The 12,948-nt window shown below is 41.1% G+C and carries 11 protein-coding genes; 2 read left to right on the top strand and 9 right to left on the bottom strand.

All coding sequences use genetic code 11. The features are described 5' to 3' along the window. Nucleotides 1-17: 17 nt before the first annotated feature. From Q4B79_RS00100 to Q4B79_RS00070, 7 genes are all read right to left on the bottom strand, one after another. Entirely contained in the window at nt 18-521 is a 504-nt protein-coding gene (locus tag Q4B79_RS00100; RefSeq protein ID WP_303084387.1) for a hypothetical protein, read from the bottom strand. A 240-nt stretch (nt 522-761) separates the two neighbouring features. Next, entirely contained in the window at nt 762-1,106 is a 345-nt protein-coding gene (locus Q4B79_RS00095; protein ID WP_303084386.1) for a TIGR02452 family protein, read from the bottom strand. 14 nt (nt 1,107-1,120) lie between these two features. Continuing rightward, nucleotides 1,121-1,588, bottom strand: a complete 468-nt coding sequence (locus Q4B79_RS00090; protein WP_303084385.1) for a TIGR02452 family protein — start codon at nt 1,586-1,588, stop codon at nt 1,121-1,123. 153 nt (nt 1,589-1,741) lie between these two features. Next, nucleotides 1,742-2,698, bottom strand: a complete 957-nt coding sequence (locus Q4B79_RS00085; protein ID WP_303084384.1) for a hypothetical protein — start codon at nt 2,696-2,698, stop codon at nt 1,742-1,744. A gap of 171 nt (nt 2,699-2,869) precedes the next feature. Beyond that, the gene (gene mnmG / locus Q4B79_RS00080) at nt 2,870-4,765 is read right to left on the bottom strand and encodes a tRNA uridine-5-carboxymethylaminomethyl(34) synthesis enzyme MnmG (RefSeq protein WP_303084383.1); all 1,896 of its coding nucleotides are present in this window, start codon (nt 4,763-4,765) and stop codon (nt 2,870-2,872) included. 195 nt (nt 4,766-4,960) lie between these two features. After that, on the bottom strand, nt 4,961-5,761 hold the full coding sequence (locus tag Q4B79_RS00075; protein WP_303084382.1) for a YwqG family protein: 801 nt from the start codon (nt 5,759-5,761) through the stop codon (nt 4,961-4,963). A 227-nt stretch (nt 5,762-5,988) separates the two neighbouring features. Beyond that, the gene (locus tag Q4B79_RS00070) at nt 5,989-7,278 is read right to left on the bottom strand and encodes an adenylosuccinate synthase (protein ID WP_303084381.1); all 1,290 of its coding nucleotides are present in this window, start codon (nt 7,276-7,278) and stop codon (nt 5,989-5,991) included. A gap of 389 nt (nt 7,279-7,667) precedes the next feature. Between Q4B79_RS00070 and Q4B79_RS00065 the strand changes: the two genes are divergently transcribed. After that, entirely contained in the window at nt 7,668-8,105 is a 438-nt protein-coding gene (locus Q4B79_RS00065; RefSeq protein WP_303084380.1) for an HIT domain-containing protein, read from the top strand. A gap of 633 nt (nt 8,106-8,738) precedes the next feature. On the opposite strand, the gene Q4B79_RS00060 is transcribed toward Q4B79_RS00065, so the two are convergent. Together Q4B79_RS00060 and Q4B79_RS00055 are read right to left on the bottom strand one after the other, a co-directional pair. Continuing rightward, nucleotides 8,739-10,577: a phosphoenolpyruvate carboxykinase (GTP) gene (locus tag Q4B79_RS00060; RefSeq protein ID WP_303084379.1), complete on the bottom strand. Its 1,839-nt coding sequence runs from the start codon at nt 10,575-10,577 to the stop codon at nt 8,739-8,741. A 145-nt stretch (nt 10,578-10,722) separates the two neighbouring features. Beyond that, the gene (locus Q4B79_RS00055; RefSeq protein ID WP_303084378.1) at nt 10,723-12,183 is read right to left on the bottom strand and encodes a DASS family sodium-coupled anion symporter; all 1,461 of its coding nucleotides are present in this window, start codon (nt 12,181-12,183) and stop codon (nt 10,723-10,725) included. Between the two features lie 411 nt (nt 12,184-12,594). On the opposite strand from Q4B79_RS00055, the gene xseB reads away from it, so the two are divergent. Beyond that, on the top strand, nt 12,595-12,801 hold the full coding sequence (gene xseB, locus Q4B79_RS00050; RefSeq protein ID WP_303084377.1) for an exodeoxyribonuclease VII small subunit: 207 nt from the start codon (nt 12,595-12,597) through the stop codon (nt 12,799-12,801). The last annotated feature ends 147 nt before the right edge of the window (nt 12,802-12,948 follow it).

Here is a 12,948-nt window from a genome sequence, read left to right as displayed (position 1 = left end):
CAAAAATCCACTCGCCATTAAAACTGTGAAATTTTATAGGCATTCACAAAGCCTTCATTATTGACATAGAAAATGTAGCCATATTTTAAAATAATGGTTTCGCCATTTTGACCCTTCAACCCATTATGATAAAATCCTTTATCAACACTACAAGCGTCTTTTTCGCTTTGCCAAGTCAAATCGCCACAGGTTTTAATTTCTGCCCAAGTTTTGCCTTGTTTTTGGCTGGTGCTGATATTACCTGTTAAAGCAGTGCCACCACACGCCATATTAAAATAAGCATTATTATATTTTGGCACAAGGGCATTGTCTTTATCCAATAATTTTGGAAAAAATTGCAAGGCTTGTTTGGTATTTTCAAAATACAAATCCTCCAAACGAGCTTCATCATACACATCAACACAACCATCAAAATCTGCCAAAGTTGTTTGTTTTTGGCTAATTATGGGTTTGGTTGAATTTTGTGTTGGATTAACACAGCCAATCATCAAAACTGCCATTAACAACGCATATTTTTTCATTGCGATTTCCTTATTTTGAGTGTGTTTGCAGTCATCAAAAATACAGAATGGGGCGTAAAGGTGCGTAATATACACCATTTTAGGCACAGCATTTAATTTTGGTGCATGGTACACACCTTACGAATGATTATCCGTTAACTCGCCAATTAAACATGATAAGCAAGAATTGTGGAATTTAAGTTTTTCAAGCTCGTTTTTTAATTGAGTAAGTTTGGATTTTGCCATTTTTTATTTCCATCATCAAACTTTAAATTCATTTTCAAAAGCCGTCAAAACCTTTAAAGTTTTGCTGGTGTCATAAATGACAAAGATAATTTCATCAAAGAAATTTTTAAACTTTTCTTGTTTTAAACAATCATTAAATACTTTTGCCACTTGCACAGGGTCATTTTTAAAGACACCACAGCCCCACGCTCCCAACACCACAATTTTATGCCCTTGATGTTTTGCTACACTTAATACATAATTGGCACGGCGAATTAAAGTTTCTTCAATGCTATTTGTATCATCGGGACATCTTTGCAAATGTACGCCTGCATTAGGGGCAGGAGCGGTAATGACCGAACAAGTAAAAATATCGTCCAACAGCGTTTCTTTATTTACCCGAAAAAATGGCACGGCAGGCGAATAAATGATGTGGTCGGTATAAAGATTGATTTGTGCTTTCGGTTAATTTGATAATAATCAGGTTGGGTTAATTGGCACAAATACAACCCAGACGAACGGCACAAATCTTCTTCTTGGGCTTTTGCCCCACTTAAAAAACCACCGCCTGCATTTTTGGCAGAGGCAAAATTTAATAAGCAAACACTCTGTTTTTGTTCTTTGACAATCAAACGATAAATTGCTTGCTGGCTACTTTCGTGCGTTACACTTACTCTTAAATTACCATTACTAGTTTGATTGTCATTAGTAAATAATTGTGCCAAGTCATCTGGGCGATATAATAAAGTATTGTTTTGGGCAAATGTTTGTTTATCCAAAAAATCAATTTCGCCTTTATTGGTGGGTAATTTTCCTGTTTGGCTGATTTGTAGGGCTTGCTGAGCGATTTGTTTGGTATTCATTGAATTTTCCTTATTTAAATGTAAGGTGTGTACAACGCACCATTGAAAGCACGATGTTTAAAAGATGTGCAATATACACCTATGGTTTATTTTGGATTAAAATAAAATTAATCAACTTAAACTACCTAATTAAAATATTTTTATTTAACAAAACTAAATATCATCCATCTCCACAGTCTTTCTTTGAATACCTAAAAAGTCCGCCAATTGCTCTGATATTTCTGCAATTTTTTTGTCATTATACTGACTCTTATACAAATCAAATTCTTCATCATCGGTGTCTAATCGTAAGAATGAATAACCACTACCTTTTGCAGGTCTAGCAACAAACAAGGCAACTCCTTCTAACTTTTGTTTGGGAATAATCACCGCATTTTGCCAATCTGCAATCCCTACTACGCCATTCACATCATCTTGCCAAACTAAGGGCTTAGCGGGATATTGTTCTACCAATTTTGGCGGAATGCGTTTAATATACTTGCTTTTTTTATAATCATCATCAATCCATATAAATTCATCAAGCAATAGTAATCTATCAATGTTTATTACTGCTTCATAATCTTGATTTTGACGAATGCCCACAAAATCTCTATTATTTCCAATACCAAAATAACCAGAAAAACTATATCTCTCAAACTCAATGCCCTTTAATGAAATATAAAAATTATGATTTTCCCCATTAAATTTTGGATCAATAACTTTTACCGCAGTATTTGGGTAATGATCTACCGATTTTATTAAAGTATTTTTAATCATTAAGACTTCACTTTCATCAATAAAATCATAATGATAAAATCTCACCACAGACATTTTATCCTTATCGATCGATTCACAATGTCTGGCACAAAGTCCTTCTATTATCAATAACCCTAGACGAACGGGGTACAAAAAATAATAATACACCAAATTATCTACTTTTTCTTCACGCACAATACGACATATGCCAAGTCGTTCAAGTTCGGCATAAGTCGTATCCCACCCCAAAAATATTGGCGGTGAGCTTAGCACTTCATAACCGTCCGATAAATCAAAATGCTCTTGATTGGATAAATAGCATTGACGATTTTTTGCTTTTTTAAATTTAAACAAGTTTTTAAATAAAACGCTCATTGCTTCTTGCTACACCATAAAATAAAATGATTGTGAGCATTTTTATAGAATAGGTTAATTATTAAAAGGCTTGTTTGATGATTTTTTTGGTATTCATTGAATTTTCCTTATTTGAATATAAGGTGCATAATACGCACCATTAAACCAAGCTTCAAATGGTGCGTATTTTTATTACTCCACTAATTTCTCCGCCTTCTTCATCTTCTTCACCGTCATCGCCAATAAACTCACCCCCGCAGGCGTTACCCCACTAATCCGACTTGCCTGCCCCAAAGTTGCAGGGCGGATATGGCTAAGTTTTTGTACGATTTCATTGGACAGACCCGACACTTGGCTATAATCAAAATCAAGCGGTAGGGGCGTGTCTTCCAGCTTTCGCATTTGCTCGATTTCATCGTTTTGGCGGTCAATATAGCCTTGATATTTGACGCTAATTTCAATCTGTTCGCCTGCCTCACTGCTCACTTGACTGCCCGTCACTTTGGCAATGTCGGCAAAACTGACATTGGGGCGTTTTAATAGGTCAATCAGACTGTTTTCTTTGGTTAAAATTTCGCCCGTATTTGCCATAAACGCCTTGCCAAGCTCATTATTTGGCGTTGCCCAGATGTCTTTTAGGCGGGCGGTTTCGCCCTCAATCTGCTCTTGTTTTTGGCAAAACCGCTCCCAGCGAGCGTCATCCACCAAACCAAGCTCTCGCCCAATGGCGGTCAGACGAGCGTCTGCATTGTCTTCACGAAGGAGCAAGCGGTGTTCGGCACGACTGGTAAACATCCGATATGGCTCTTTGGTGCCGTGCGTGATAAGGTCGTCCACCAACACGCCAAGATAAGACTCGTGGCGTTTGGGCGTCCACTCGCCCTTACCCTGCACCGCAAGCCCTGCATTTATCCCCGCCAGTAGCCCCTGTGCCGCCGCCTCTTCATAGCCTGTTGTGCCATTGATTTGCCCCGCAAAATACAGACGGTCAATGGATTTGGTTTCCAAAGTCGGCTTTAAATTTTGTGGGTCAAAATAATCGTATTCAATGGCATAACCTGGGCGAATGATATGAGCATTTTCAAGTCCTTTCATACTATGGATAAATTCAATCTGCACATCAAAGGGCAAACTTGTGGAAATGCCATTAGGATACAGCTCGTGCGTGGTCAAACCCTCAGGCTCAATAAAAATCTGATGACTATCCTTATCGGCAAAGCGATGAATCTTATCTTCAATGGACGGACAGTATCTTGGACCGACACCCTCAATCTTACCGCTAAACATCGGACTTCTGTCAAGATTGGCACGGATAATGTCGTGGGTGCGTTCGTTGGTGTGCGTGATATAGCACGGAATCTGACGAGGGTGCATTGACACATCGCCCATATAGCTCATCACAGGGAGCGGTGTGTCGCCGTGTTGCACAGTCATTACACTAAAATCCACCGTCCGTGCGTCAATACGGGCTGGCGTGCCTGTTTTTAGTCGTCCAACGGGGAGTTTTAGCTCACGCAAACGGTCAGCCAAGCGAATGGACGGCATATCGCCTGCTCGTCCGCCCGATTGGTGTTGTAAGCCAATGTGAATCACTCCACCCAAAAAAGTCCCCGAAGTCAGCACAATCGCCTGTGCGTTAATGCGGACACCACTTGCGGTAACCACCGCCACCGCCTTGCCGTTCTCAACGATAATGTCATCAACAGGTTGTTGGAATAGGTCAAGATTGGGCTGATTTTCTAGCGTATGGCGAATGTACGCCTTATATAGCAAGCGGTCGGCTTGGGCTCTCGTGGCTCGCACCGCCGCCCCTTTTCGGCTGTTTAGCACACGAAACTGAATGCCTGCGTGGTCGGTTGCCAGTGCCATTGCCCCACCCAATGCGTCCACCTCACGCACAAGGTGCGATTTGCCAATACCGCCAATGGCTGGGTTACAGCTCATCTGACCCAAGGTCTCGATGTTATGAGTGATAAGCAAGGTTGGTACGCCCATACGAGCCGAAGCAAGGGCGGCTTCGGTGCCTGCGTGTCCGCCACCGATGACGATGACACCATAAGATTTGGGGTGAGTGTAGAGTGTTGTCATAGTTTTATCTGTTGGTAAAATTTAGGGAAAAATTGGGGTATTATAGCAGATTTGGGGCTTTTTAGGGGGAATTTGGGCGATTTTAACAAGATTTTGGGCAAAAAACCGCTTTATAAACAAGGAAATAAATCGGTCAATCATCATTTCATGATTATCTCATGATTTATTTAACGGATTTGATTTTATCAAAAAAAACTAATAATAATCAAATACCATCAATACCCCATCAAATATGTTATCTTTTAAATCCCATTTTGTGATAAAAAAGTTTATGCCACCCATATCAACCAAGTTAATATCCTGCTCGCTGACAAATTGAAATAATACCACATCATAACCATCGCCCTCTTGTCTTGGGTCATCTTGGATAAAATAGGCAAAACCACCACAGGCAATTTTAGCAACATCATCACCAAATTCTTGCTTATATAAATGATTGATGTGGCGAGAGAGCCTGTCTTTTTGTTTATAATTAAGCGTATGATTAAAATGAGCCAAATATTCTTGGGTGAATTTTGCTGAATGTTCATAAAAACTAGGATAAGTCTCATCAAGCTCAAATGTCATGGCATATTCATCAATCTGGATATGGTCATTTATGGTGGGCTGATAGATGGATTTGATTTGCTCATCATCATAATAAGGCTCAATGATGGGATAATAAACCACCCGATAATCCATCCCCATCTCATCCATGATGATAAAAAACTGCAATATGCCCTGCGTGGGGAAATCTGGCAATCCTTTTAAATCCGCACAATCAATCTGAGCCAATAAATAAAACATCTCGCCATCATCATTGGTCGGTAATGACCCTCCCAAAGGCAAATAAGGCAAACCGCCTATCTTGCTGGCGGTAATTTGGGTGGCTTGTTTGTGAATATTGGCTTTGGCAATGGGTCTTTTTGGTATGGTGTCAAAAAACCGCTCTTTGACCCACAAATAACACGCCTCAATCATATCAGGCTGTAATTGATTGTTGATTGATTTGCTCATAATAATAAATCTTGTTTATTTTATAGGTTAAATCAAGGTAAAGTCCCACCCCATAATTTGGTATCATGCTTTGAGTTTGCTAGATATTATCGTCAATTTACCCAACTGATTAACCTGCAATGTTGATTTTCTATTTTCAAATCATTAATAATGATGTTTGCTTTTTATTTATGATAAAAATAACCGCATGAAACATACGGTTATTTTTATCCATTTTAATCAATTCATCATGCGTCAAATGGGTCTCTTAACACAATCGTTTCGGCACGGTCAGGACCTGTGGAGATAATATCCACAGGACAGCCCACCAACTCCTCTATGCGCTTGATGTAGCGTTTGGCGTTTTCAGGCAAATCATCAAAATTGGTAATACCAATCGTACTTTCTGTCCAACCCTCCAAAGTCTCATACACAGGGGTTACCTGAGCATAATACTCAGCATCATACGCTCCCCTGATTTCGCCTTCTGGCACTTGGTAATCTGTGGCGATTTTGATTTCAGATAGCCCATCAAGCACATCTAGCTTAGTCAAGCAAATACCGCTCATTGAGTTTAGCACTACCGCACGGCGAAGTGCCACCGCATCAAACCAGCCACAACGTCTGGCACGCCCTGTGGTCGCTCCAAACTCATGCCCTACCGTCCCTAAATGCTCGCCAATCTCATCAAAAAGTTCCGTTGGGAAAGGTCCTGAACCGACACGAGTGGTATAAGCCTTAGTAATACCAAGCACATAATCAAAATACAATGGACCAAGTCCTGTACCAGTCGCCACGCCCCCTGCGGTGGTGTTTGAACTGGTTACAAAAGGATAAGTACCATGATCAATATCAAGAAGCGTACCTTGCGCTCCCTCAAACATCAAGTTCTCGCCTGATTGACGGCGTTTTTCAAGCTCATCTGTTACATCTACAACCAGCTCTTTAAGCTCGCCCGCCCAAGTTTTGCAAAGCTCTAAGGTCAACTCATAGTCAATCGCCTCAACGCCGTAGTATTGGGTTAAAGCAAAGTTGTGATATTCTAAAATTTCTTTTAATTTATCCGCCAAATCCGCACGGAACAAATCCGCCACACGCAAAGCACGGCGAGCCACTTTGTCCTCATACGCAGGACCGATGCCACGACCTGTCGTGCCGATTTTGTTGCCGCCACGTTTTAGCTCACGAGCTTGGTCAAGGGCAGTATGATAAGGCATGATGAGCGGACAAGCAGGCGAAATGCGCAGGCGTTCACGCACAGGCACGCCTTTATCTGCCAAGCCTTTCATTTCTTTTAATAAAGCATCAGGGGCAAGCACCACGCCATTGCCAATAAAGCAAGTTACACCCTCACGCAAAATCCCAGACGGAATAAGATGTAACACAGTCTTTTCGCCGCCTACTACCAGCGTATGACCTGCATTGTGTCCACCCTGATAGCGTGCCACCGCAGTTGCTTTTTCGGTCAGCAAATCAACAATTTTACCTTTGCCTTCATCACCCCATTGGCTACCTAAGACAACGACATTTTTACCCATTTTTTCACCTTTTATCAATTAAAATCTGTTGGATTTTTCATAAGCACACAATGCGCAAAAAAAATTACAAACCTAAACCCAAACATCACACACATTGATTAGGACAAACATCGGTATGACACACCCAAGATTTTGCACCTGCATGATGTTACCACATTGCCAAATTTTGAGAACAAATATTCACAAATTACCATTGACATTTTGCCTCAACGTCTTAGTTTAGCACACAAATTAGATGGCTTCCAGTTTAAATTGATGAATTTTTATTAATTTAACACAATCTATTAAAATACCCATTATTTATCATAAAAATTTCAAATTTTCTCAAATTCAGCCAAATATATGTTATAATGTGCAGTTAAAATTTGATAATTACAAAAAGGCAAACCATGTTTCAATTACACCCAACCTTAGCCAAAGACACATTTTTAGTGGGCGATTTACCTCTATGCACCGTGCGACTCATGAATGACTGTCAATTTCCTTGGTTAATCTTAGTGCCTCGTGTCTCAGGCGTTAAAGAAATTTATGAATTATCCGATGCTGACCAAGTCCAATTTTTACGGGAGTCCAGCTGGGTATCTAGTCAAATGGCAAAAATCTTTGGGGCAGATAAAATGAATGTGGCCGCTCTTGGCAATCAAGTGCCGCAACTTCATTTTCATCACATCGCACGCTACCAAAATGATGTACGCTGGCCAAATCCTGTTTGGGGTCTACCTGCCATCAGCTACACACCAGAAGTCTTGCAACACATGAAACAAACGCTGATGATGGCACTACGCGGACATCATGAAATGCCCTTTGATTGGAAGATGAATTTTTAGTTTGTAAGCTGTTTTTATTGGTATTCTTGGAAGTTTACCAAAATACCGCCAAAGATAAAAGCCCTCATATTACATGAGGGCTATCTTAATTGCGTTAAAAGCTTTCAGTATTTTTCAGCTACTCACATTGCCAATTCTGACCCACTTAAAAAATACTCCTTTGCAAATATTATCATCAATCCAGTCTTTTAAGTTTTATTGTTTTTAAGATACCAATCTTCCACAACTTGTCCGCCACCGGATTTTGTTTTTAAGCATGGACAGACCATCTGATGTGAGCGACACCGAGCACATTAATCTTGTAGGTTGATAAAGGAGACTAATATTACTGACCTTTAGATTTGAATTGCAGGATTTTTGTTATTTAATCACCAGTTTTGATATGCGGATTTAACCAATATCACAATAATTTCACAAAATAACAAAATAAGTATATCAATACCTATACATTAATCAATTCCCCACAAAACTTCCGCAATAAAAGCTTCATTGTTAATTCATCAATCCATTTTTGATATTTGTCTTACCAAAATTACTGGTTATTATTTAAGTCGTTATGCCAAGCATCTCTCTTTAAATAGCCAAAAAAACCGACATCATTCATATCATGTCGGTTTTTTATCTTTCAAAAAATCACATTTGAGTTTGGATTTTTTCTAGTAGGGCTTTTTGTTTTTCAATCAAGGCTTTTGGCATACGCTCGCCAAGTTTATCAAACAACTCTTTATGGCTGGCAAGTTCTGCTTCCCACTGGGCTTTGTCTTGGTAGGTTACCAATTCAAAGTTTTCTTTACTAAAATCAGACGCAGTCCAGTTCAAATCTTCGTAAGTGGGCACAAGTCCGATGGGGGTTTCGACCGCATTGGCATTACCTTCACAGCGATTGATGATCCATTCTAGGACACGCATGTTTTGTCCAAAGCCCAGCCAAACGAAGTTGCCGTCTTTATCACGGCGGAACCAGTTGACGTTAAAGATTTTGGGTAGGGTGTTGCCATGTTCACTTGCGACTTTGCCTACTTTTTCGCCCATTTCTAGCCAGTGATTGAAATAATCTGCCATGTTGTAACCTGCAAAAGGAAGCATGGCGAATGGGTCACGGCGTACCACACCTTGAGCACCAACGGCGGCGGCGGTGGTTTCAGAACCCATAGTGGCGGCTTTATAAACACCGTCTAGCCAGTCGGTTGCCTCGCTGATAAGTGGTACGGTGTCGGCACGGCGACCGCCAAAGATAAAGGCAGAGATAGGCACACCTGCTGGATTTTCCCAATCTGGGTCAATAGATGGGCATTGGCTTGCCGATACGGTAAAGCGAGCATTGGGGTGCGAGGCTTTTTCGCTACCGTCATGCTTTTGGCGTTTCCAATTGATGAGATTTTCGGGGACTTCTTTGGTCTTGCCTTCCCACCATACTTCGCCATCTTCGGTAACGGCAACGTTGGTATAAATCACGTCATGAGAGAGTGATGCCATGCAGTTGGAGTTGGTTTTGGTGTTTGTCCCAGGGGCGACACCAAAAAAGCCTGCTTCTGGGTTGATGGCGTATAGTTTGCCGTCCGCTGATGGCTTAATCCATGCAATATCATCGCCCACCGTTTCAACTTTCCAGCCTTCGTATCCTGCTGGCGGAATGAGCATGGCGAAGTTGGTTTTGCCACAGGCAGAAGGGAAAGCGGCAGCGACATAGTGTTTTTTGCCTTGTGGGTTGGTTACGCCAAGAATGAGCATATGCTCAGCAAGCCAACCTTGCTCACGACCCATGACGGAGGCGATACGAAGTGCTAGGCATTTTTTGCCAAGCAGAGCATTACCGCCATAGCCTGAACCATATGACCAAATTTCACGGGTTTCTGGGTAGTGGACGATGTATTTTTCGGCATTGCAAGGCCATGCCACGTCTTTTTCGCCGTCTGCCAGTGGTTTGCCAACAGAGTGTACGCATGGCACAAATTCGCCATCTGCGCCCAAAATGTCATACACCGCCTTGCCCATGCGAGCCATTTTACGCATGCTTGTAACCACATAAGGGCTGTCAGTAATCTCAATACCAATATGAGCAATGTGGCTACCCAAAGGACCCATAGAAAAAGGCACGACATACATGGTGCGACCTGCCATACAACCGTCAAATTTGTCGTTTAAGGTAGCACGCATTTTGGCAGGGTCTTCCCAGTTGTTGGTTTCGCCAGCGTCAATTTCTTTTTCACAGCAGATAAAAGTACGATCTTCAACACGAGCCACATCTGATGGGTCAGAAAAAGCTAAGTAAGAATCTGGGTGTTTTTCTTGGTTGAGCTTAATCATCGTGCCGTTGTCAATCATGAGCTTGATAAGGCGATCATACTCTTCTTGTGAGCCATCACACCATTCAATGCGAGCAGGTTTAGTGAGTTTGGCAATGTCATTAACCCAGTCAATGATGGCTTGGTGTTTGACAAAATCAGGCGTGTTTAAGGTGGTCGTGGTCATAAGCACTCTCAATTTTTAAAAAAATTGGTGTATTAAATCACATTTTGACATAAATTGTAATATATATAATATATAAAAATATATGTATTTATAAAATAAATGAGCGTGCCTTGCAAGACACGCTCATTTTTTTGGCAACTATTCATCAAATCAAGAAAAAATACGCCCAAATAGTAACAATGGCGATGGAGACAAGATTGAGCAAGAAGCCTACACTCATCATTTCTTTTTGTTTGATATGACCTGCACCCATTACGATGGCATTCGGTGGGGTTGCCACAGGAAGCATAAAGGCACAAGAAGCACCAATACCGATAACCATAATTAGCACCTCAGGTGGCAGTCCAAGCTGTACGCCGATCGGTGCAAATAATGGCACAAGCAAGGCGGCCGATGCAGTATTTGAAGTGAATTCTGTTAAGAAAATAATAAACGCAGTAATCACCAAAATAACCACCAATACTGGGGCGACAGACAGCACGCTGGTAATTTGCTCGCCCAAAAATGTCGATGCTCCTGAGTTTTTCATGACATCAGACAAGGCAATACCGCCACCAAAGAGCATGAGTACACCCCAGTCAGTATTGTCCGAAACCTGCTTCCAGCTTACCAGACCCAAAGCCAGTACCGCAACGGCAGCCAATAGAGCAATGACTGTATCAGGAGATTTAAAGCCAAAATGCTCGCCCAACTGCTTACCAAAAATCCATGCCAATGCCGTAGCCACGAACACAATGGTGGTTAAAATACGTGAAGTTGTCCATGGGATAACTTCATCAGACATCTCGACTTTTTGTTTAAGATTGGGTTTTAGGTAAAAATACATCACGCCAAGCAAGCATGGTAGCATAACCAACATGATTGGTACACCAAAACTCATCCACTCCACAAAGCTCAAATCCAGTGCCTTAGCGGCAATGCCATTTGGTGGAGAGCCAATCATGGTCCCTAAGCCACCGATACTTGCACTATATGCAATCCCAAGTAGTACAAACACCATCGTAGAACGGTCTTTTTCTTGGTCGATTTGGGTAAGTAGACCTAAGGCAAGTGGCAACATCATAGCAGCGGTGGCGGTATTACTAATCCACATCGATAAGGCAGCGGTGGCAAGAAAAATATACACAACCGCCAAGCCCAATCTACCGCCAGCTAGACGTACAAGCCCAAAAGCGATTTTTTTATCAAGTTTTTGGATGTGAAGCGTAGCAGCCAGTGCAAACCCCCCAAAAAACACAAAGATGATAGGGTCAGCAAAACTAGACAAAGCCTTTTTGGTGTCAAACTCAGGCACGCCAATCAGTACAGCGATAATTGGCACCAAGATGGCGGTTGCTGTAACATGAATCGCCTCAGTCAGCCATAATATGCCGATAAACAACAACATGGCCAAACCTTTGTTGACATCAGTACCAAATGGCATGACCTGATACAACACTAAGGAGACAACGGCTGCCACCGCAAAGATAATCATGCCTTTGATGGCACTTTTGCTGATTGCACCTGAGGAGACCTCGCTATCGTCGCCTCCCACAAAATCTGTATCAAGCGTCAAATCAGAGGCATGTTCATCAAGGGTACTATTGGGCTTTTTTAAATCAGTCATAATTTTCCTTTTTTATGGGGGTATGTTAATATTTGATATTGAGACTTAAAGATAACTTAATTATTTTTAAAATATTTACAATATGTAAACACTTCCATCAAACCTAACACACCCAAACCGCATGCCATCATTAGTCCTTCAATCCTTGAAATCAACAAAGACGGTCATGCACAAAAATACCGACCTTGATTTGACTTATTTTCTTATCCCAAGAAAAATCCACCCAAAAGGCAATCAAATCAAAATCGGTAACAGCCTAGATGTTTATACCAAAACATACTTTCTTTATAATAACAGAATTGTTGTCATTTGAAAACCAATTATTTAAAGACATTTTATACAAAATCAACTTGCCTAACCCTCATCAATTAGGTAGAATGGGCAGTATTTTAGGCAATTTTGTATACAGTTATGTCCACCCCAGCCACTTTCAAAGATGCTTACGACATCTTGAAAAACAACGCCAATCTACTAGAACACAGCGACGAACCAGACATTGACAACCTAGTAAACATCATAGAGCAATCCATTGATGCCTATAAAGTATGCCAAGAACGCATTCATGCCGTCGAAAACGCCCTAAAAAACGCCTTTAATGACACTACATTATCCAACTAAGTTCATGAATACACCTCATCACAATCCCCAAAGCCCATCAAACACATTAGATGTGTTTTTTGAACCAAAGACCTTGACTGACCTAGCGGTACAGGGAAATATCTTGACATTTAGTGTCCACTATGAAGCAATCGAATTTGAAAAAAC

This window comes from Moraxella sp. (assembly GCF_030525845.1).
Taxonomy (GTDB): Bacteria; Pseudomonadota; Gammaproteobacteria; order Pseudomonadales; family Moraxellaceae; genus Moraxella.
This window is presented reverse-complemented; position numbering and strand designations above follow the sequence as displayed.

Bases quoted from the DNA above. Each gene is read 5' to 3' on its own strand.
- Q4B79_RS00100 (WP_303084387.1), bottom strand. From the start codon at position 521: ATGAAAAAATATGCGTTGTTAATGGCAGTTTTGATGATTGGCTGTGTT.
- Q4B79_RS00090 (WP_303084385.1), bottom strand. From the start codon at position 1,588: ATGAATACCAAACAAATCGCTCAGCAAGCCCTACAAATCAGCCAAACA.
- Q4B79_RS00085 (WP_303084384.1), bottom strand. From the start codon at position 2,698: ATGAGCGTTTTATTTAAAAACTTGTTTAAATTTAAAAAAGCAAAAAAT.
- mnmG (WP_303084383.1), bottom strand. From the start codon at position 4,765: ATGACAACACTCTACACTCACCCCAAATCTTATGGTGTCATCGTCATC.
- Q4B79_RS00075 (WP_303084382.1), bottom strand. From the start codon at position 5,761: ATGAGCAAATCAATCAACAATCAATTACAGCCTGATATGATTGAGGCG.
- Q4B79_RS00070 (WP_303084381.1), bottom strand. From the start codon at position 7,278: ATGGGTAAAAATGTCGTTGTCTTAGGTAGCCAATGGGGTGATGAAGGC.
- Q4B79_RS00065 (WP_303084380.1), top strand. From the start codon at position 7,668: ATGTTTCAATTACACCCAACCTTAGCCAAAGACACATTTTTAGTGGGC.
- Q4B79_RS00060 (WP_303084379.1), bottom strand. From the start codon at position 10,577: ATGACCACGACCACCTTAAACACGCCTGATTTTGTCAAACACCAAGCC.
- Q4B79_RS00055 (WP_303084378.1), bottom strand. From the start codon at position 12,183: ATGACTGATTTAAAAAAGCCCAATAGTACCCTTGATGAACATGCCTCT.
- xseB (WP_303084377.1), top strand. From the start codon at position 12,595: ATGTCCACCCCAGCCACTTTCAAAGATGCTTACGACATCTTGAAAAAC.